General features: G+C 37.9%; 24 protein-coding genes. 14 read left to right on the top strand and 10 right to left on the bottom strand.

Annotated elements, in window-relative coordinates; all coding sequences use genetic code 11:
- Positions 1-129 precede the first annotated feature (129 nt).
- A complete protein-coding gene (locus BLR60_RS19975; RefSeq protein WP_090503086.1) occupies positions 130-1083 on the top strand; it encodes an alpha/beta hydrolase in 954 nt (317 codons plus the stop codon).
- 91 nt (positions 1084-1174) lie between these two features.
- Here BLR60_RS19975 and BLR60_RS19970 read toward each other — a convergent pair whose 3' ends face one another.
- Positions 1175-1372: a hypothetical protein gene (locus BLR60_RS19970; RefSeq protein WP_090503085.1), complete on the bottom strand. Its 198-nt coding sequence runs from the start codon at positions 1370-1372 to the stop codon at positions 1175-1177.
- A 260-nt stretch (positions 1373-1632) separates the two neighbouring features.
- Here BLR60_RS19970 and BLR60_RS19965 point away from each other — a divergent pair, with 260 nt between their 5' ends.
- On the top strand, positions 1633-2607 hold the full coding sequence (locus tag BLR60_RS19965; protein WP_090503084.1) for a Gfo/Idh/MocA family protein: 975 nt from the start codon (positions 1633-1635) through the stop codon (positions 2605-2607).
- Between the two features lie 148 nt (positions 2608-2755).
- Here BLR60_RS19965 and BLR60_RS19960 read toward each other — a convergent pair whose 3' ends face one another.
- The 3 genes from BLR60_RS19960 to BLR60_RS19950 are packed head-to-tail and all read right to left on the bottom strand — an operon-like array spanning position 2756 to position 4244.
- A complete protein-coding gene (locus tag BLR60_RS19960) occupies positions 2756-3337 on the bottom strand; it encodes a peroxiredoxin family protein (protein ID WP_090503083.1) in 582 nt (193 codons plus the stop codon).
- Positions 3338-3394: 57 nt separating this feature from the next.
- Complete coding sequence (locus BLR60_RS19955) at positions 3395-3661, bottom strand: zf-HC2 domain-containing protein (RefSeq protein ID WP_090503082.1); 267 nt, start codon at positions 3659-3661, stop codon at positions 3395-3397.
- A 1-nt stretch (position 3662) separates the two neighbouring features.
- Positions 3663-4244 (bottom strand): sigma-70 family RNA polymerase sigma factor, encoded by a 582-nt coding sequence (locus BLR60_RS19950; RefSeq protein WP_090503209.1) that lies wholly within the window; start codon positions 4242-4244, stop codon positions 3663-3665.
- A gap of 214 nt (positions 4245-4458) precedes the next feature.
- Here BLR60_RS19950 and BLR60_RS19945 point away from each other — a divergent pair, with 214 nt between their 5' ends.
- From BLR60_RS19945 to BLR60_RS19895, 11 genes are all read left to right on the top strand, one after another.
- Positions 4459-4689: a hypothetical protein gene (locus tag BLR60_RS19945; protein ID WP_090503081.1), complete on the top strand. Its 231-nt coding sequence runs from the start codon at positions 4459-4461 to the stop codon at positions 4687-4689.
- A gap of 304 nt (positions 4690-4993) precedes the next feature.
- On the top strand, positions 4994-6097 hold the full coding sequence (locus BLR60_RS19940) for an XdhC family protein (protein WP_090503079.1): 1104 nt from the start codon (positions 4994-4996) through the stop codon (positions 6095-6097).
- 13 nt (positions 6098-6110) lie between these two features.
- On the top strand, positions 6111-6701 hold the full coding sequence (locus BLR60_RS19935) for a nucleotidyltransferase family protein (RefSeq protein ID WP_090503077.1): 591 nt from the start codon (positions 6111-6113) through the stop codon (positions 6699-6701).
- On the top strand, positions 6698-7678 hold the full coding sequence (gene moaA, locus BLR60_RS19930) for a GTP 3',8-cyclase MoaA (RefSeq protein WP_090503075.1): 981 nt from the start codon (positions 6698-6700) through the stop codon (positions 7676-7678). Before BLR60_RS19935 ends, moaA begins: the two co-directional genes overlap by 4 nt.
- Before the next feature lie 7 nt (positions 7679-7685).
- Positions 7686-8864, top strand: coding sequence for a molybdopterin molybdotransferase MoeA (locus BLR60_RS19925; RefSeq protein WP_090503073.1), 1179 nt, complete (start codon positions 7686-7688; stop codon positions 8862-8864).
- A 3-nt stretch (positions 8865-8867) separates the two neighbouring features.
- The gene (locus BLR60_RS19920) at positions 8868-9608 is read left to right on the top strand and encodes a sulfite exporter TauE/SafE family protein (RefSeq protein ID WP_090503071.1); all 741 of its coding nucleotides are present in this window, start codon (positions 8868-8870) and stop codon (positions 9606-9608) included.
- Between the two features lie 182 nt (positions 9609-9790).
- Positions 9791-10024 (top strand): MoaD/ThiS family protein, encoded by a 234-nt coding sequence (locus BLR60_RS19915; RefSeq protein ID WP_090503069.1) that lies wholly within the window; start codon positions 9791-9793, stop codon positions 10022-10024.
- A gap of 5 nt (positions 10025-10029) precedes the next feature.
- Positions 10030-11136 (top strand): ThiF family adenylyltransferase, encoded by a 1107-nt coding sequence (locus BLR60_RS19910; RefSeq protein ID WP_090503067.1) that lies wholly within the window; start codon positions 10030-10032, stop codon positions 11134-11136.
- Position 11137: 1 nt separating this feature from the next.
- Positions 11138-11581 carry a molybdenum cofactor biosynthesis protein MoaE gene (locus tag BLR60_RS19905; protein ID WP_090503065.1) on the top strand — a complete coding sequence of 148 codons (444 nt, stop codon included), beginning with the start codon at positions 11138-11140 and terminating at the stop codon, positions 11579-11581.
- A 2-nt stretch (positions 11582-11583) separates the two neighbouring features.
- Positions 11584-12492, top strand: coding sequence for a bifunctional molybdenum cofactor biosynthesis protein MoaC/MoaB (gene moaCB, locus BLR60_RS19900; protein WP_090503063.1), 909 nt, complete (start codon positions 11584-11586; stop codon positions 12490-12492).
- Between the two features lie 298 nt (positions 12493-12790).
- Complete coding sequence (locus tag BLR60_RS19895) at positions 12791-13132, top strand: hypothetical protein (protein WP_090503061.1); 342 nt, start codon at positions 12791-12793, stop codon at positions 13130-13132.
- Between the two features lies 1 nt (position 13133).
- On the opposite strand, the gene BLR60_RS19890 is transcribed toward BLR60_RS19895, so the two are convergent.
- From BLR60_RS19890 to BLR60_RS19865, 6 genes are all read right to left on the bottom strand, one after another.
- Positions 13134-13805, bottom strand: a complete 672-nt coding sequence (locus BLR60_RS19890) for a hypothetical protein (protein ID WP_090503059.1) — start codon at positions 13803-13805, stop codon at positions 13134-13136.
- 241 nt (positions 13806-14046) lie between these two features.
- Entirely contained in the window at positions 14047-14235 is a 189-nt protein-coding gene (locus BLR60_RS19885) for a cold-shock protein (protein ID WP_090503206.1), read from the bottom strand.
- 172 nt (positions 14236-14407) lie between these two features.
- Positions 14408-14686 (bottom strand): hypothetical protein, encoded by a 279-nt coding sequence (locus BLR60_RS19880; protein ID WP_090503058.1) that lies wholly within the window; start codon positions 14684-14686, stop codon positions 14408-14410.
- 736 nt (positions 14687-15422) lie between these two features.
- Entirely contained in the window at positions 15423-16313 is an 891-nt protein-coding gene (locus BLR60_RS19875) for an SMP-30/gluconolactonase/LRE family protein (RefSeq protein ID WP_090503056.1), read from the bottom strand.
- A gap of 143 nt (positions 16314-16456) precedes the next feature.
- Positions 16457-18256, bottom strand: coding sequence for an ABC transporter ATP-binding protein (locus BLR60_RS19870; protein WP_244155709.1), 1800 nt, complete (start codon positions 18254-18256; stop codon positions 16457-16459).
- A complete protein-coding gene (locus tag BLR60_RS19865) occupies positions 18201-19937 on the bottom strand; it encodes an ABC transporter ATP-binding protein (protein WP_090503052.1) in 1737 nt (578 codons plus the stop codon). Before BLR60_RS19865 ends, BLR60_RS19870 begins: the two co-directional genes overlap by 56 nt.
- A gap of 194 nt (positions 19938-20131) precedes the next feature.
- Here BLR60_RS19865 and BLR60_RS19860 point away from each other — a divergent pair, with 194 nt between their 5' ends.
- On the top strand, positions 20132-20977 hold the full coding sequence (locus BLR60_RS19860) for a CvfB family protein (RefSeq protein ID WP_090503050.1): 846 nt from the start codon (positions 20132-20134) through the stop codon (positions 20975-20977).
- The last annotated feature ends 259 nt before the right edge of the window (positions 20978-21236 follow it).

Raw genomic sequence — 21236 nt, 5'->3', positions numbered from 1 at the left:
TGGCTATATAGTAATTACAATTGACTATATAAAGTTTAGATCTAATTGCACTTGAGCTGAAAATGCAATAAATTAGCATAAAAATTAAAGCCGATCAGATAGCTGATATGCACTCTTTCCTTAAAAAATATGACGCCTGATTACAGATTATATCTACTAAGCACACTTTTCCTGGTGCTTTTATTCAGCTCTTTAGCTTCAACAGGGCAAATTGTACTCCAGGATAAAAAATATCACGTAGACACTAAAGTGTTTTCCAAAACCGACTCTGGCACACTGAAACTGGACATTTATTATAGCGGAACGATAACAGAAACTAAGCCAACAGTACTTTTTATTTTCGGTGGCGGTTTTGTAATGGGGCGCAGAGATAGCAAATTATTTGATCAGTACTTTAACACCTTAATCGCACATCACTATAAAGTAGTTTCAGTTGATTATCGATTAGGCCTTAAGGGAAAGAAATTTCCCAGCCCATTTAACACTTCAAACTTAAAAGCTGCAATTGATACTGCTACAGCAGATGTTTTCGATGCAACAGCTTATCTGATCAAAAATGCAAAAGAACTCGGTATCGATACGGCCATGATCATCTTATCGGGATCAAGCGCGGGCGCTATTACAGCACTACATGCAGACTATAACAAGCGGAATGCCTCGGCATTATCCGCCAAATTGCCTAGAGATTTCCAGTACAAAGGGGTAATCTCGTTTGCCGGAGCGATATTAAGTTATCATGGGGCACCAAAATATACCATACCTCCAGCTCCTACGATGTTTTTTCACGGCACAGCCGATAAACTTGTACCCTACAACAAGGTGAGATTGTTTAACAGAGGCTTTTTTGGCTCGAAGTACCTTGCGCACACTTTCAAAACAAACAGCTATCCATATTATTTTCAATATGTGCAAGATATGGGCCATGAAATAGCTGGCTCACCAATGGTCGAAAATTTGCCCGATATTCTATGGTTTATAGACCATTACATCATTAAACAAAAGCGCTATTTTATGGAAGTAGACTTTAAAGATGCCGATAAAAAACCCACGTTTAACATTCCGCCTGCTTTAATAAAAAGATAGTTAAATTATTCTTTTACATCAATTTTTACTTGCTAGCGCAACTGAGATTTAAATCCGGCAAAAAAAGAAAAGTTCCGATTTCCATCATGGATCATTGCTCGTCTGCCCCGGCCCCATTACTTAGTATCCTTTCCATTTCTATCATCATTTGCTCGGCCAAACGATGTTTAGCCTTTAATTTCAGTAGGTAAGCATCAGCAAATGTTACTTCAAGTTCATCCATAATAAAGGCGTATTTTGCCTTAAGTTCTATGAGATCAATCTGAAGCTTTTGGGAAAGATTTTGCATAATACAAAGCTAAAAAAAGAAGAGGCAAATTTCTGGAAAATTGCCTTTATTTTTCTTTTAAAAAAATAGATACATCCTTTAAAACAATCCCTTGATTTTTCCGTTTATAATTTGATTCCGGCGTGGTTTCCGGAATAGATTTGTTTGGTTAGTTGATTAGGGATCACCCTCAAAGTGAATCCCTTTTTTTATAAAATGCTTTATCCATCGAGTAGTACAAACAATATTTTCTAAATTCAACCTTGTAAATCAAGTATATCATGAAAGAAATCAGATGGGGCATTATTGGCTGTGGAGATGTGACCGAAGTAAAAAGCGGACCTGCTTTTCATAAAGTGAATCATTCCAGACTTGTTGCAGTTATGCGTCGCGATGGTACCATGGCTGCTGATTATGCCAAACGGCATCAAGTGCCCAAATGGTTTGATGATGCCACTCAATTGATTAACGACCCGGAAGTGAACGCCATTTACATTGCTACCCCACCCTTACAGCATGAAGCTTACACCATTGAGGCCTTAAAAGCCGGAAAGCCGGTATATGTAGAAAAACCAATGACGTTAGATGCTGAAGCTGCTCAACGCATGACTGATGTAGCCAATAAATTAAATGTGAAGCTATGTGTAGCCCATTACCGGCGGGCGCAACCCATGTTCTTAAAAGTTAAAGAACTATTGGCTACAAATATTATTGGCGATATCCGTTTAGTCAGCTTAAAAATGCTCCAGCAGCCCAACCCTTCACTTATTGCAAAAACTGCCAGTAATTGGCGAATTAACCCTGCCATTTCTGGTGGTGGTCTATTTCATGATCTGGCGCCGCATCAACTAGACTTAATGACTTACTATTTCGGCGCCGTAAAAAATGCCATTGGCATTGCAACCAGGCAACAAGAAAATACTAAAGTAGATGATCTGGTTGTAGGAAATATCCTTTTCGAAAATGGGGTGGTTTTCAGCGGTAACTGGTGTTTCTCTGTAGCACCCCAAGATGAGGCAGATCTTTGCATCATATATGGTTCAAAAGGACACATTAATTTCCCAATGTTTGGCAATAAAATTACGGTCACAACCAACCAAACAACTGACGAATATACATTTGAGCCTTTACAACATGTACAACAACCTATGATCGAAAAAGTAGTTGATTACTTTTTAAATAAAGGGCAAAACCCATGCAGCGGTGAAGATGCGTTAATTACGATGAAATTAATGGATGAGTTTACACGAAAGTAAACAACAGGTACATTAAGTTATCGCCATCCCTCTCGGTTTTACATAGCACTCAGCCTTTTTTCTTTTGTCGAAGCGAAGATTTGCAGTAAAAACACCCGTACCACGAAAAATAGTGCGGGGTGTTTTAATACTATTATATTAAACAGCGCTAAAGTTTGGAAAGCAAAAGTTTTACAGAGGCTCTTTTTTGATAATTGGGATCGAAATGCACATATTTAATTTTGCCAGAACGATCAATAATGTAGGTTGCGGGAACAGGTAAGGTATGCCGGGTATTACCATTGTTTTCTTCTAAATTTATCCCGTAGCCCTTGTATTTGGTAAAGGTTGCTTCGTCCATCACAAAGTTAACATGGTAGGCTTTCATAATCTCATCGTCTTGATCCTGAAGAATTGAGAAACCGGCATTCGTTTTTTTAATGGTTTTATCAATGTTCTCTTTTGTTTCGGGTGTAACCCCGATAACATAAGCGTCTTTCCCGGTTAATAAGCTTAGCGAATCTTGAAGTTCTTTAATGTGTTTGTTACAATAAGGGCACCATTGACCGCGGTAAAAAAACAGTACCACCGAGCGGTGCCCTTTAAGTGCACTTTTCAAACTCACTGTTTTGCCGTTTTGATCCATCCCACTAAACATCGGTGCTTTATCCCCCTCTTTTAAACCCTGCTGCGCTTTTGTTTGCAACGATAATACAACAGCCAGCGCTGTAAATAAGATAATTCTTTTCATTTTGTCTTTATATTTTTATGCTTAGTCGAATCAAAAGCGTTAACCTTACAGCGGAAATCAATTTTTATTGATTTCTTTTTTAATTTTCACAATCAATGTTTTCTTAAAAGCTTCATCCAGTTTAAAATCAGTGTTTTCAATTCCTGTAAACACCTTATTAATTAATATACTTTGTTGCTGATAAATTTTGCATACCGAACAGCCTGCCAGGTGAATATGCAATTGCAGCGTTTCAGCAGCGGTAATTTTTCCGGCAATTCTTTTTTCGATCAAAAAAGTAGCTTGTTTACAGTTATAGATTATATTTCTTAGCGCCCCTTTCATATCAGTTCCAGTTTTTTTGAAGACAAGCCCTCAGGTTAAGTTTTGTTCGGTGCATAATCACCCAGAAATTAGCAGGGGTGAGCTTTAATTCGGCACAAATTTGCTCTGATGCCAGATCATCCATGTGTTTCATCGAAAATACAGAACACCATAATCCGGGAAGTTTGGCCAAACACCCGTCTAATATGTTACCCAGTTCTTTCACTATTAAGGGGTTATACTCTTCCAAACCAAATGCTCTTGGATAGTCTTTTTCGGTCCAATGCCCCGATTCAGCATCAAAAAAATCCTTCAGCTCACCTTCAGCGCCAATTACCTTTAAATCCCTTAAACTGATAGCAGATCGTTTCCGATAAAAATCGGCAATTTTGTTCCTAAGGATAGCGGTTAGCCATGTTTTCTCTTTACTATTGCCCTCAAAACTGTCTAATTGCTGCAAACCTGCCAAAAAGGTATCCTGAACTAAATCTTTGGCTACGTCTTCATCCCTTATTCTCGACATGGCAAAGCCATACAGATAATCAGCATATTTTTCTACCCAGCTTAGCGGGTCTGAATGAATGCGCTTAGCTGTATATTCCATATCCGCTTCGTTTTGCATGTTAATTTTGTCTTGTATAAATATACGCCTTAATTATTAGTCGTAAGAGATGAAATATCCTTACAAATTAATTCATTTTTTTTGAAACGCCCCTGCAACTAAGTGAGCTCAACAAAAATTAAAAAAAATCATCCTGATTTAAAGTAATTGCTAATCTTAAACGTCTACAGCTGATAACAACCTAAAAACTTTCTATATGATAGCCGTTTTCAAAACAAATGTATCAACCGATAACGAGTTAAACGTAATCAGACCACTGCTGAACAGCCGTTTCAAAGAAATTAAATGGAATATCGATTTGTGGGATAGCGATAAAATCCTTCGGGTAGATTCGCCAAAAGATTGGACAAAAGAAATCACCGAACTTTTTAACAGCATTGGTTTGCACTGTATCAATCTCGAAATTTTTCATTCAGCGCCTTTTTAAGTTTAAGATTCAATAATTACGGATATTATATTCTAGTGGTGTCAGATATACTATCTGACACTTAACCCCGTTCTCAGTGAGAATAAGCATTGGAGTTGCTACCTTTTACCAGGGGATTTACTGCAATTCCACATTGGAATCTACTTTATCAGTTAGATGGCAACAGCTGAACGCACCAAAAAAAACCAAAAAATCCAAACTTTTTGCCAATAACATTACTTTAAAGTATATATCTTTCCTTTTTACCTTTAAACATTTGCAATAGATTATCATTAATTTGTGTCATCTACTGCATCACCCCCTAATGAAAGAAATTACTGATATTATAAAAGCGTACCAAAAGGCGACTAAAGAGGGAAAAAGCACAGCTCTTGCAACGGTAGTTAAAGTAGATGGTTCTTCTTACCGCAGGCCTGGTGCCAGGATGCTGGTTACTGAAGATGGTCAGTTGACAGGTGCCATTAGTGGAGGTTGCTTGGAAGGTGATGCCTTGCGCAAAGCGCTTTCTGCAATAGTACAGCAAGAAAATAAACTGATTACTTACGATACCACCGACGAAGATGATGCTAAATTTGGCGTGCAACTAGGCTGTAATGGTATAGTACATATTCTTTTCGAACCCATTATAGCAACTGATGAGTTAAATCCAATTGCTATTTTAACCGCTTTGAAAAGCAAAAGAGAAACTGCTGCATTGGTAACACTTTTTTCGTTAACAAACAGGCAACAATTAGGTACTGGGATGCTTTTTAAAAATAAATCTGTACTTTCTAAAATTCCAAAATTAATCAGCGATGAAGTAATGAAAGATGTTCAAAAAGTTTTTGAAAATAAAACTTCGGCTTTTAAGATTTATAATCAAGAGAATCAACAAATTGATGCCTTTTTGGAATTTATAAAACCTCCCATTTCATTAATAATAGCCGGTGCAGGTAACGACGCACAGCCCCTGGCCGAAATGGCTTACCTGTTGGGTTGGGAAGTAACTGTAATAGATGGAAGGCCTACACATGCCACACCGCAACGTTTTGCAAACGCAACCAGCGTTTTAGTCAGCAAACCGGAGAATGTATTAGCTCAAATTCAGATAGATGAGCAAACCGCTTTTGTATTAATGACCCATAATTACAATTATGATCTCGAACTGCTTAAATATCTTTTAGGCACAAATACACCCTATATAGGTACATTAGGACCTAAAAAAAAGCTGCTCAGAATGCTAGAAGAACTGGATTTAGCCACGACTATAAACGAAACACGGGTACATGGACCGGTAGGGCTGGATATTGGTGCAGAAACTGCGGAAGAAATTGCCATTTCTATCCTCGCGGAGATTAAATCTGTTTTTACAGGCGCTTCGGCAATTTTCTTAAAAGAGAAGAAAAAACCGATCCACGATTATGAATAAAATATAATTAACATTGAAAACGGGTATCATCATATTGGCAGCGGGCAGTTCGTCACGTTTAGGCAGACCAAAACAGCTTTTGGATTATAAAGGAAAAACGCTCTTGCAGACGGTAATAAATGAAGCGCTAAAAACAAATTACAACCCGGTTATTGTTGTTTTAGGTGCACATGCCCAGGAAATAGCTGCCTTGCACAAGCATAATCAGGTCAACATCGTCATAAATGAAAACTGGGAAAATGGAATGGCATCAAGTATTGTGGCCGGAATTTCAAACATGATCAAACTCAATAGCGAAATAGAAAGTATTATTATCACTGTGGCCGACCAGATTTTTATAAAAAAGCGTAACTTTAATCACTTAATTGAAAAGCAAAAAGAAACAGGCAAAAATATCATTGCCAGTGCCTATGAGGGAACAATAGGAACGCCTGTTCTCTTCAAAAAAGACTACTTCAAAGCACTTTTATCACTAAAAGGAACGGAAGGTGCAAAAAATATTTTAAAGCAATATCCCCATGATCTGGAGACAGTGGTTTTTGAGCGGGGAGGAATTGATATTGATACAGAAACGGATTACAATAATTTAATTAGCCAGGAATGATAGCAGATTCGTTTGGAAGAATACACGATTACCTGCGGATATCGCTTACAGATAACTGCAATTTTCGTTGTTTTTATTGCATGCCCGAAGAAGAATACGACTTTACTCCTGCCTCCCGGCTCATGCAAACCGATGAAATTATTAAACTGGCAGAAATTTTTGTTGCCAATGGCGTAAAAAAAATCAGGCTTACCGGTGGTGAACCATTGGTAAGAAAGGATGCAGCCCAAATTATTGCGGCGCTGGGTAAACTTCCGGTTGAGCTTGTTATCACTACAAATGGAACCCGCATTGCAGAAATGCTACCTGTATTAAAAGAAGCAGGCATTCAAACCATTAACATCAGTTTGGATACCTTACAACCTGAGAAGTTTTTTATGATTACGCGACGGGATGTTTTCCATCAGGTACGCAGCAATATCGAACTGCTTTTGCAGCATAAAATTAAGGTAAAAGTAAATATGGTGGTAATGAAAGGGCTTAATGATAATGAGATCACCGATTTCATCAGTTGGACCAAACATAACCCTATTCAGATCAGATTTATTGAGTTTATGCCTTTTAGTGGCAACAAATGGAGGAGCAATAAAATGTTTTCATTAGATGAAATACTGGCAGTGATAGCAAAAGATTTTTCGGTGTTACCTGTTAAAGGAGAAGCACATGATACGGCCAAAAGTTTCATGATTCCTGGCCACGAGGGTTCGTTTGCCATTATCAGCACCATGACAAACCCTTTTTGCGATACCTGCAACCGCATGCGCCTGACTGCGGATGGGAAATTAAAAAACTGCCTGTTTTCGGATAGCGAAACCGATCTGCTTACTGCATTACGGAAAAACGAAGATGTACTCCCACTAATTCAATCGGCTATTTGGAGCAAAAAGAAAGCATTGGGCGGACAGTTAGCAGCCGATTTCGAAAAAATTGACGCGACAACCATTCAAAACAGAAGTATGATTACCATTGGAGGATAACATTTTCATGATTAGCGTTAACGAAGCAAAACACCTCATTTCTCAACATCTGGTAACCCTAAATCCCATTTCAGTTGACTTGGCAAAAGCATCAGGCCATATTCTTGCAGACAATGTTTACGCAAAATATGATATCCCGGCATTTAACCAATCCTCAATGGATGGGTATGCATTAAAATTTGCTGATCACCAAAAGGTGCTCTCCTTAATTGGTGAAATGGCTGCCGGAACGGCAACTAATATTACCATCCAAAATGGCGAAACGAGCAGGATATTTACAGGCGCTCCTTTACCAGAAGGTGCCGATACTGTGGTGATGCAGGAAAAAATTACAAGGATTGATGAAAAAATTACTTTACAGGACCCAAATTTAAAACCCGGTTTAAATGTACGAGATAAGGGTTCGGAGATTAAAGCCGGGGCAGTGGCAATGGAAAAAGGAGATTTTCTGAGTCCTGCTGCTATTGGCTTTCTTGCAGGGATTGGCATTAATGAAGTTCGTGTTTACCCTGTGCCAAAGATTTCGATTATTGTAACAGGAAAAGAACTGCAACAACCTGGCAAAGTACTCGAATTTGGACAAGTGTATGAATCGAATTCCTATTCGCTTTCTGCAGCTTTAAAACAGGAGGGAATTGAGCAGATTGCAGTTTATGAAGCCGATGATGATCTCGAAATCCTTAAAAAAGCATTACAAACTGCAATAGAAAGCAGCGATGTTGTACTGCTTACAGGAGGCGTAAGCGTAGGCGATTATGATTTCGTAATTGAAGCAGCTTCACATTGCAGCATCAAACAGATTTTTCATAAGGTAAAACAGAAACCTGGCAAACCTTTGTTTTTTGGCACAAAAGATCGAAAACTCATATTCGGACTTCCGGGTAACCCATCATCCGTGCTCAGTTGCTACTATAACTATGTATTACCTGCTATCAAAGCTTTATCTCATCAAAGCAATAGTGTAATTGAAATGCAGGCCAGGCTTACACATACCTATTCTAAACCTTTGGGATTAACGCATTTCCTGAAAGGGAAATATGAAAACGGACTGGTTACGCCACTCCATGCGCAGGAATCTTATCGGTTGAGTTCCTTTGCACAAGCCAATTGCCTGATCTGCCTAGATGAAACAAAAGAACACTTTAAAGAAGGCGACATCCAAACCGTATTAATTTTACCTGGCTAAACCATGCAAGAAAGCTTTATTCTGTTTTATTGTTTACTTTTTATAGTTGCTTTTTTATACGCTTCGGTTGGGCATGGCGGGGCAAGTGGTTACCTTGCACTGATGGCTATTTTTGCCGTTTCGCCGACTATTATGAAGCCTACGGCGTTATTACTTAATCTGTTTGTTTCTTCCACTTCCTTTATCCAGTTTTACCGTGGCGGCCATTTTAAATGGAAAACTTTTTGGCCTTTTGCGCTTGCTTCTATCCCGCTCTCCTTTGTGGGGGGGATGATGGTAATCGAAAGTTCCATTTATAAAAAGATTTTGGGCCTGCTGCTACTCATCCCGGTGATCCGTTTTTTCTTTTTTAAAAACACCGATCCCAAAAATTTCAAATCCTCTAGCATCCCTTTATCACTTACTATTGGAGGCATTATTGGCTTACTTTCAGGCATGATTGGTATCGGTGGCGGAATTATCCTTTCCCCTATCCTATTGCTTTTAAAGTGGACAGATCAAAAGCAGACTGCAGCCATCAGTGCAGCCTTTATTTTTGTTAACTCAGTTGCTGGTTTAGCCGGTCAGCTCATTAAAGGTTTCGAATTTAACAGCCATATGCTCGCTTATGTTGGGGTAGCTTTTGCTGGAGGCATTTGCGGTGCTTACTTTGGCGCCTTAAAATTTCCGCAAACGGTTTTAAAAAACGTACTGGGCTGTGTGCTGGCATTAGCGGCGTACAAATTACTATTCACACACGCATAACATCAAAGATCAGACTATTGCATAAATTTACGTTTAATCCGAACTCGCAGAACAAGAGTAATAAAGCCTTTAACCATCACTTTAAGCAATTAAAGTAATTATAAATACGTTAATATAAATGGTTTGAAAATTTTCAACCAATCATATTACATAAAATAGCATCTTACAGGTAAATTAGCAGCATGGAAATCGAAATCATCAGTTTTGGCCAAATCGCCGAATTCATCAATCATCAAAAAATTGAAGTCGATGGCATTGCAGATACTGATGCCTTTAAACGGTACCTCGAAGATCGGTTTCCAACCTTGAAAGGCATGAAATATAAACTTGCCCTGAACAAAAACATTGTACAGCAGAATACCGAAATTAAAAACCAGGCCACAATAGCCATAATGCCGCCATTTTCTGGCGGTTAAGTAGTATGAGTGCAGAGCGATACAACAGACAGATTATCCTTAAAGGATTTGGGGAGGAAGCACAGCAAAAGCTTTTAAGGGCAAAAGTTCTTGTTATTGGTGTAGGTGGCTTAGGCTGTCCGGCATTGCAATACTTAACTGCCGCCGGCATCGGCCATATTGGTATTGTTGATGATGATACCATTTCATTATCCAATCTACACAGACAGATTCTTTTTACCACCGCCGATATTGGAAAGCTAAAAGTAGAGGTAGCGGCAAAGCGGCTACAAGACATGAACCCCCAGATCGGGATCATTCGTCACCCTATCCGTTTACAGAAAAATAATATCCTCGATATTTTATCCAGATATGATTACATATTAGATGGTACAGATAATTTTGAATCCAGATACCTGATTAATGACGCCTGTGCACTGCTGAACAAACCACTCATATTTGTTGCAGTATCCGGTTTCGAAGGTCAGTTAGCCATATTCAATACACCTGATCATTTAACGCCCAGCACCAATTACCGCGATATCTTTCCCATTCCGCCCCATAAAGGTGAAATCCCAAATTGTACAGAAAATGGTATTATTGGTGTATTACCAGGTGTTTTAGGCACCATGGCTGCTGCAGAAACCATTAAACTTATCGCTAAAATCGGACAACCTCTGACCAATAAAATATTAAGTTATAATTTACTCACACAAGAACAATATACCATCAACATCAGTCACGGAGACGATTACATACTGCCTAAAACTGTTGATGAATTTTTAAATATGGATTATCAGGACACGAGCGAAGGACCGCAAGGTTATATTGAAATTGATGCTACCGAACTAGTGCAACTTCAGCAGTTAGATTCAACAATTTTAATCGATGTACGCGAAAGACATGAAGTTCCGGTATTAGATAAACAAATCTTTACGCAAGTGCCTATGTCGGAGTTTGGCGCTTTTATGGGTAAAGAATTTTACCAAAAACATGTGGTGCTAATTTGCCAGCACGGCATTAGAAGTGTAGCTGCAGCAGAGGCCATGCAGGAAAAATATGGTGATGCCAAAAAGATTTACAGTTTAAAAGGTGGTATCATTAAATGGAGAGATCATTTTCTTAAATCTTAACATGAGCGAAAAAAATATAAAGAACATCTTTGTTAACGGCCCCATAGCACCTGCTTTTATAGCCGATAGCATTGCAAAACACAGCAGCAAAACCGCTATTGGGGGCCATAGTATTTTTATGGGTCAGGTAAGAAAAGATGAAATTAACGGCAAATTTGTTAGTGCGATAGCATATACTGCGTATGAGGAACTTGCCCTTGAAAAAATGTACCAGATCAGAGAAGAAATTTTTGAAAAATACCCACTCAAATGCATGCATATTTACCATAGCTTAGGCACAGTTAAAGCGGGAGAAATCTGCCTCTTCGTTTTTACTTCTTCAGCGCACCGAAAGCCAGCAATAGCTGCTTGCAGTGAAGTTGTAGACCGATTAAAAGTAGAATTACCAATATGGGGCAAAGAAATATTTGAAGACGAAAGCCATCAGTGGAAAGAAAATAGTTAAACATGGTAAACATCACAAAAAAATCCAATACCTTAAGGATTGCCGTTGCAAGCGCTACTGTTAAGGTATCGAAACAGGAAACCATTGATGCCGTTGAACAGCGCAAAATACCTAAAGGCGATGTATTTGAATTTGCCCGTGCGGCGGGTTTATTTGGTGTAAAAAAAACGAGTAACGTTATTCCCGATTGTCATCCGCTTCCGATTGAATATACCGCTATTACTTATGAAATTGTAGGTTTATCCATCATCATAAATGTTGAAGTACATACCATTTACAAAACAGGGGTAGAAGTTGAAGCCATGCACGGTGCATCGGTTACTGCTTTAACCATGTATGATATGTTAAAACCAATTGACAAAGGCGTTGAGATAGAAAATATCAGGTTGTTAAAAAAATCAGGAGGAAAATCTGACCTTAAAAATGCCAAATTTCCTGAAATAAAAGCAGCTGTTTTGGTCTGTTCAGATTCTATTTTCGAAAATAAAGCCCAGGATACTTCTGGCAAAGCCATTATTGCTCGATTGGAACAATGGGAAATTCATACAAGGAAGTATGAAATCGTTCCTGATGAAATTAAGATGATCAGAGATAAAGCAAGTGAATTAAGTAACAGTGGCTACGATCTGATCATTTTTACAGGGGGAACCGGCCTTTCACCACGCGATGTAACTCCAGAAGCCCTTGCACCTTTAATTGACAGGAATATTGATGGCATTATGGAAACGGCCAGGCGTTATGGGCAAGAACGTATGCCCTATGCTATGCTTTCACGTGGTATAGCTGGTTTTATCGGAAAAACATTGGTACTTACGTTCCCAGGTTCCAAAAGTGGTGCAGAAGAAAGTATGGATGCCCTATTCCCCCAGGTTTTGCATTTATTTAAGGTAATTAAAGGCGGGAAACATTGAGTTAAATCGTCATTTCGACTGAAGCGCATCGAAATGAAGAAATCTTTGAACTATTTAATAAACATTGTTCAAAGATTTCTCCTCGCCTGTACGGGCTGGCACTGCGGTCGAAATGACGACTGATTTTTAGAATCTGTGAGTAGTAATTTGTTTGGAATCCTAATACTTTAGCAAGAGCTTTATTTTGCATTAAGATTCCGCCTGCACGGGAAAGACGAATTCGTTTAAACCAACAAATATTAAACTTAAACCACAAAAATGTTTTTTGTGATCAAAATTTAAGTTCTATTTTTGCGGCATGTCGTCTAAATATAAGATTTTATACTTTTTCCAAAATTCTGATACTACTATCCTGGAAATCCAGCGTCTTGGCTTGCCAGAAAATGCTGATGCGGAGGCGACCTACCATTGGCTTTACTATGATAAAATTACGGGATCGTTGATTAAGTTATGGTTCAGATCAATGGATTCGTCTACGGAAATTGAAGAACGATATTTTGAACAGGGTTATCTTAAATTTAATAAAACAGAGGCAACCTATATCGAAAAACACAATTCTTCGCAACAGAAACTCAACAATATGGGCAATAGGCCTGTTGGAGAGGAAATAAGTGCTTTACTGGAAAATTATCTAAAATAATTTAAGCCATCTCTGGCAACTCTAACGTTAAGCCAACTTTACTTAAAGGATAACGCGAGACATGGAAATCTTGAAGTGACTGATAAAAAACAGGATACCATTCTTGTTCTAGCATACTTCCTAAAAGTTGTGCACAAGACAATACATCAGCATCAGCTTGCTGGAGCCTTTGGGCAACAAAATTAACCACATCCCAAATGCCATCTATCATAAAAAACCGGAATACAGATAGGATCGCAGACCATTGCACTTTTTTAGTATGAAGCAAAAAGAATCGTGATACCGGGCTGCATAACCGTTTAAATGCCATATAATCCTCTTCTGCACCTGCCAGGTTTAAAATGCCATCGCTGTAAGGAAGATTTACAATTTCTGCAGCAATTTTATCCCGGCCATGGATATAAACACTCCCTGCACAGATAGATGATATGGATATCAGCGCTAAATGATCATAAATTTCGGGATGCATTTTAAGTTTTCCATTACGTACAAACACGAGTCCGCCTTTTTTAGCCGTGCCTGCTTGAGTGTTAACAGCCGATAGACTTAACAGCTCAAATTCATCAGCAAAGTTAAGCGCAGTTACAAATTGTGCAGCAGCCATAAAAATACCCTTATCAAGAGGTTTCTTACAGGCAACAGGTTCCTGAATTGAAAAAATAGAGAGTTGCAAAAATTTAATTTGTTTGTTTCCGGCTGACTATATCAATATGGCAAAAATAAAAATCCCTTTGGTAATATAATAATATGGCTTTTGGATAAAAATAATCAGAAGGGTAATTAACTAGAAATGAGCAGGAAAATTTTCAACCTTTTTGTTCAGTATCAGCTTCAATTAAGATTGATCGATCAAAAAATATCTTTACAAAAAAAAAGCAGGAATAAATCCTGCTCTAAATCTTTTTGGGAAAGAATTAAACAACTCTTACTTTTACTGCATTAAGGCCTTTTTTGCCTTCTTGAACTTCGTATTCAACTGTATCATTTTCTCTGATTTCGTCAATCAGGCCTGATGCATGCACAAAAATCTCAGATCCGTTTTCTTCTTTGATAAAACCAAAGCCTTTTTCTGAGTTAAAAAATTTTACTGTTCCGTTTTTCATTATACTGGATGTTTTTAAATTAAAAATCAAAAATAGGATTAAAACCCAAAAACCAAAATTACTGAGCAACAAAATTGCTAATTATGTAAAAAAAGATTTACCACTGTAAAAATTACGGTTGCCATTTACAGTTTAAGGTATTAAAAAAATATTTACGCGCGTCAAAAAAAAATTACTGCTTGATGGAAGAGTACCAATTTATCGGGTGCGACCTTAAATTCATGCCATCACTTTCAATGTGATATAAGATAATAGGCATACTGAAATCGACAAAACGTTCTACCTGTCTGGAAAGTTTACCAAGAAAATCCATGCTTGATATACCTTCTTTTAAATGAACATAAATTACACTGCCTGTTTTAAACTCAAAGCGTTCTACCACTCCCGGCCACTCTGCTTTTATCCTGGTAAGAAAAGCTTTGATTTTGGTTTCTTCTTTTAGATTTTCCATAAGCTTATCAGGTTTTTTTTAATATATGCTAATTTAAAAAATTATTCCAAATAAGATTAATTGTAACAGGACATATACAATTTGTATAATGATTAACATATGCCGGAACACCAAGGTTTTCATTCATTAACAGTACTTCTCCATACGTCAGGCGGGAATCCTAATGCACTTTCCCATAAGCAAACCTATCTAAATTGCAATTCCGAACAGCAGTTACAATAACTACACGCATTAAAAATTTGATTATAAACCTGAACTCAATAATTATTAAATTAAAATACTGTTTTATAAATGCTCCATCCTAACCGATGCGTCAGGCTGAACTTATTCAGCATCTTTTTAACAGGAAAGCCCAGACCGCGCAGTAGCTACAAGGCCATTGAAAATACTATTTCTACTTGTAAAATGAATTCAGAGTGACGGCAGATTAATCAAAAAAAAAGCCGTTATAAACTGCCTACAGATAATATTAATAATCGAACTCAGGTTAGTAGTAACCATAGTACACCATCAAGATGCAGAAGTGTAACCTCAGATTTTTTTGGATGGGGCACTTAAAATAGAAAAGCCCTTCAATCCTGAGAGGGCTTTTTCATAGTCGTCTATCCCTATAAGTAGGAATTTCAAAACTAATTAATGTGATTTATATTTTGGGGGATTGAATAAACTGAACAGGATTTTTTTTCGGCTCAATTCATCATTGCCTTTTAGGCTCTACATATAGCTTAAAGAACTATTATTCAACGCCTTTTGCATGAGTTGGCATAACATACAATGATTTTGATGCCGTAATGAAAAGCAGATTTTTATCTTTTCCGCCAAAACAAATGTTACCACACCACGGTTCAGGTACGTCAATATGGGCAATTTTTTCGCCTGTTGGCTTGTAAACATTCACTCCTTTTCCGGTTACATAAATATTTCCTTTGTTATCTAAAGTCATCCCGTCAGAATGTTGGTTAAGGATAAGTTGTTTATCAGTTAGCTGGGCATCAGCACCTATACGATAACGGTAAGTTTTATTTGCCTCCATATCGGCCACATATAAAAATTTACCATCAGGTGTACCTACAATCCCATTAGGTTTAATTACATCATCTGCAACAATAATTGCCTCTTTTTTCCCCTTAGGTAAATAGTACACTTTTTGACCCTGAATTTCAGGCGATTTCCGTGTCCAGTAATCACGTTGATAATAAGGATCGGTAAAATATATCCCACCTCTTGCATCCAACCAAATATCGTTAGGGCCATTTACTTTTTTACCCTCAAAATCACTGAAGAGCACTTTAATTTTCTTGTTTTTATCAATCGACCAGATTTGGTTATTTTCATCTGCACATACAATTAAATTTCCCTTTTTATCAAAATAAGTACCATTTGCTCTTCCTGATTTGTCCATATACAGGCTCAGTTTACCCTTAACATCGTATTTCCAGATTTTATCGTTAGGTTGATCCGTAAAAAAAACGTTTCCTGCTTTATCAACCGAAGCACCTTCTGTAAACTTAAACTGTGAAGAAATCAATTTTAAACTATCCTGGACAAAAAGGTTTTGTTCATCATTTTGTGCAAAAGAGGTGATGCTTAAAGCCAAAAAGACCAGAGAGAAGAAGTATTTTTTCATTTGTGTTTGTTATTAATGATAGTTAACGTTAGTTGGCATTTGCACTCCCATCCATTCCAGAATATCTAATTTTTTACCTGGATTGCAAATCCATAACTCATAAGTTCGAGATTGCAAATCCCGACCAACCTAAAGTAAAGATATCAACTTACCCGCTTTCCTTTTAGTAACATATTTAATGCATCGTTCAGCGTTCCTGCCTTTTGCACCTCCCCTTCGTTTACAAAATAAATTTCATCGGCATTTTCAATGGTATTCAAACGGTGGGCAATAATGACCAAGGTTGTTTCTTTCGAAAGTTTATTTAAAATAGTGCCCAAAAGTTGCTCGGTAATGGTATCAATGTTCGCTGTCGCTTCATCAAGAATCAACAATTCAGGATTTCTAAGCACCGCACGCATAAAGGCAATCAACTGTTTCTGTCCTAAACTGATACTGTCTGACCCTGAAGTAATCTGCGTATTCAATCCTTCATCAAATATGGCCAGGAGTGCATTCAGGTTGGCTTCTTCAATTATTTTTTCCAGTTCAGCGTCTGTAACCGTTGCATACTGACTGTTGCCATATAAAATATTCTCCTTTACGGTTCCGGTAAACAAAAAAGGCTCTTGCAGGATAAATCCTATTTTTTGTGTTCTTTCTGCTGCAGAAAACGACCTGATATCCTTCCCGTTTAATAAAACAGTTCCTTTGGTAGGATCATATAAACGGGAGATAAGTGAAGCTGTTGTTGTTTTTCCACCACCGGTTGGGCCAATTAAAGCATAAGTTTTACCTTTTTCGAACCTTAAGTTAATGTTATGCAGAATTTCCTTGCTATCATCATAAGAAAAATGCACGTTTTTAAATTCCATCAGCGCACTTGAAGTCGCCGTTTCATTTAATGATATTTGTTTCAAATTGCTTTCCAAAGATAAAATCTGCGAAATCCTATCCCAGCTGGCCATAGCCACCTGAAAACTGGTCCATAGTGCGGCCAGTTGCCTTAATGGGTTATAAAAATTGGTGGTATAAGAAATATAACTCACCAATAAACCCAAGGTAAAATTGCCTTTAGAAATTAAATAAATACCAAATAACAGGGTAATTAATTGCGCAATGCTGGATAATAGTCCATAAACAGGCACAAAAATATTGTTGGCTAAACCTGCACCGATAGCTGTTTTATAATTTTTGGTATTGGCTTCGTTAAACCGTTTCCTAAAATAATCCCTGCGGTTAAAGGCGATAATGACCTTAAAGTTGTTCAGACTTTCCTGTATTTCGGCGCTCATTCCGCCAACGCTTTTTAAATTTTTAGCGTTTTTTCTTTTTACCCAGGGCGATAAAGCCACGGTAAAAAGTACAATAACCACAGCAGGCGCAAGCGTAGCGGCACCCAATTCGAGGTTTATGGAAAGCAGGAAAATACCAGCACCGATCATGGTTACAATACTACCGATAAACTGCATTAAGGATTGCGAAAAAAACTGATTCAGTTTGTCTGTATCGTTATTTACCCTCGAAATCAGGTCTCCCGCTTTGTTCTGATTAAAAAAAGAAACGGGCAATTCCTGTAATTTATTAAAAATGGCATTGCGTAAGGTGTATAACATTCGCTGACCTACCCCGCCCATTAACCGCGTTTGGGTATAGCCTGTAACCATCGCAATCATGTACATCACCAACAGGATACCGCCAAAAATAAGTACGCCATGAAATTGTTTGGTACGGATATAGGTATCAACCGTATGGCCTACCAGTAACGGACCCAAAAGCAATAATCCTGAGTTGACCAAAATGGCGATCAGTGCCAGCCAAAGGTTTTTATGCTCTCCGGAAATCAGTTTTAGCAGGCTTTTCAGCGCTTTATAAGTAGATTGCTTTTCCTGCCCGGTGCTAAGCTGGTTAAGATTGTAGTTCATAATTACTGGTGCTCTGTTGTGAATTGTAAATCTGAACATATTCAGGACTGCTTTTTAACAATTCCTGATGGGTTCCTTCTGCAATAATTTCGCCTTGCATCAGCAAGATCACTTTATCGTAATGTTCAACAGAAGCTATTTTTTGAGTGATGGAAAGTAAAGTTAAACCTGGATAATTTTGTTGAATATTTTCTAAAATCCTTTGCTCTGTATTGGTATCAACACGGGCCGTAAAATCATCGAGTAATAAAATCCTCGGATTCACCGCTAAAGCCCGGGCCAGCATAATCCTTTGTTTTTGCCCGCCAGAAAGGCTATTTCCCCGTTCTGAAACAATCGTATTAAGTTGATCTGGCAAAGCCTCCACAAAGTCCTTAAGTTCAGCCGTAGCAATTGCTTTAGCCAGCGATTCATCTGTAACCGTATCACTAAAAGCAATATTTTCCCTGATGCTCATGTTAAACATAATACTGTCCTGAAATACAAAGCCAACCTGTTTATGGAAATCTTTTTGCTTATATTGTTTAATGTCTTCCCCATCAAACAATACAGATCCGGCATCAGCATCAATCAAACCTGTTAAAATATAAAGCAGCTGAGTTTTACCGGCAGCCGTAGGACCAATAATTGCCGTTTTTGAGCCTGCCTTAGCAGAAAAAGAAATTGATTTCAAAACTGGTTTTTGGCCAAAACTTAAACTGATGTCTTTTGCCTCCACATCGCCTTTTAAGGAAGTGCTTAACGTTCCAGGATGGCTAATCTCCGCAGCATCGAGCACGCTTTCTATCCTTTGGTAAGATGCTGTGGCCTGTGCAATAACATTACTCATAAAACCAATTACCAAAATAGGAAATATGATGAGCGTGAGGTAACTGTTAAAAGCGGTAAACTCCCCCAAAGTCATCGAATTGGTGATTACAAAATGACCACCGAGTACCAAAATGCATAAACTGGACAAATTGGCTGTAAAAACGATAACCGGAATCAAGGCGGCAAACATCCTCAGTATGGAGATCCCCAAATCTCTGGCTTTGGCATTTGCATCTAAGAACTTGTTGTATTCCAGCATCTGCGAATTAATGATGCGGATTAAAGCTGAGCCCAAAATACTTTCGCTAATGACCTTATTAAGCCAATCGATTACTTCCCTGCTCTTTTTAAAAAGCACCCTAACCTTGCTTAGCACATAGAAAAATGCCCCGCCAATAATCGGTACGATGGCAATTACACAAAGTGCCAGTTTCCAATTGATCATCAGCAGGAAAATACTTGCCCCAACAATTAAAAAAATAGACGAGCAAATGGAAACGATAGCCTGCGAAACAAACATTTTAATCGAATCGGCATCAGCAGTAAGGTTGGTGAGCAGTTTTGAGGGATTAGCCTGAATAACATAAGCATGACTCTGCCGCGAAATCTGATCAGATAACTTTGTCCTCAAATCTCTGGCCACCCGTTCAGAAGCATAGGTTTGCACAATGCTTTGTAAATAGGTAAAGATGAAAACCAATACTATGGCCAGCGAAAACTGAAGCAGAATAGATTGAAGGTTGAAAGTTTTATTGGTGTAGGAATCGATACCACTGGCAATAATCTTGGGTAAAAGTAAGTTGATGCCGTTACTGAGCAACGCAAACAGGATCAGCATAAATACTAAGCCCTTATAATTTCCAAGTAAACTGAAAATACCTGGCTTTTTGGCTTCTTTGGTTTTTTTCATATCAATGAAGATACCTTAATTTGTAGGTTCCAAATTTAGCCGAATTAATTGATATCGTTTGTAAGAAGATATTAAAGAAGAGAGATATTTATAAACTAACTAAGCTGGTTGCTTATAATTTAAACCTATTTACCACTAACATTGCTACCTTTGCAATAAAAGCCATTGGAGAAAATGGTTAAACCCAAAAACAAATGATTGAAATAGGAAAATACAACGAGTTAAGGATTTTAAGCAAAACAGAAGCTGGATTAAACTTAACCGACGGAGATAAACTGGTCATACTGCCCTACCAATACGTTCCGAACGGAGTAGAAATTGGCGATAACATTAATGTTTTTGTATTTGTACAAAAAGATGGTCGCTTAACCGGAACTACTCAAAAAGCATATGCCGAAGTAGGTGATTTTGCTTTCTTAAAAGTGGTTTCTGATGGTGATGACGGCGTTTTTATGGATCTGGGCATCGATAAAGATGTATACGTACCTACCCGCGAACAAAAAAGACCCATGCAAAAGGGCTACAAATATGTAGTTTACCTTTATTTAGATGAAAATAACGACCGTCTTTTGGCTTCATCTAAATTGTACGATTTTGTTGAAGAAGATGGTTTCGATTTTGAAGAGGGTGATGAAGTGAGTTTATTAATTACCGAAGAAACCGATCTTGGTTACAATGCCATCATCAACAATACCTACATTGGTTTACTTTACAATAATGAGGTTTTCGATAATATCCAACCGGGCGAGATGCGTAAAGGCTGGATCAAAAAAATCCGTGTGGAGGGCAAAATTGATTTAACCCTGCAACCTAGTGGTTATGGCCATATCCTCGATTCAAAAGAGATGATATTGAAAGAACTTAAAAAAAATGGCGGTGTGATTGAACTGGGCGACAAAAGTTCTCCGGAAGAGATTTACCTTCGCTTCCAGATCAGTAAAAGCGCATTCAAAAAAACGATTGGCTCATTGTATAAAGAACGTTTAATTGTACTTTCTGATGATTCGATTAGATTAATAACAGACGAAGACGCTGAATAGTAATTTTTTTTATTCTCGAATCGTTATTGCGAGAAGGCTTTTTCAGCCGATGAAGAGCTTGTCTCGAAATAACAGATTCAGCAATAGCAAGAACATTGAATTTGGCGATGTCGTCATGCTCAGCTTGATCCGATAGCTCCTAACATCCGCAGGTTAAAAAAAATAAAGCTGCAAAACTTTGATAAACAATGTTTTGCAGCAAGGTAATATTCACTTAAATTAGTGTTGACCAATATTACTGCTGTGAAAATAATAAATT

The sequence above is a fragment of the Pedobacter terrae genome (genome assembly GCF_900100705.1).
Taxonomy (GTDB): Bacteria; Bacteroidota; Bacteroidia; order Sphingobacteriales; family Sphingobacteriaceae; genus Pedobacter; species Pedobacter terrae.
The sequence above is the reverse complement of the archived record's forward strand: the minus strand, read 5'-3'. Positions and strand labels throughout refer to the sequence as shown.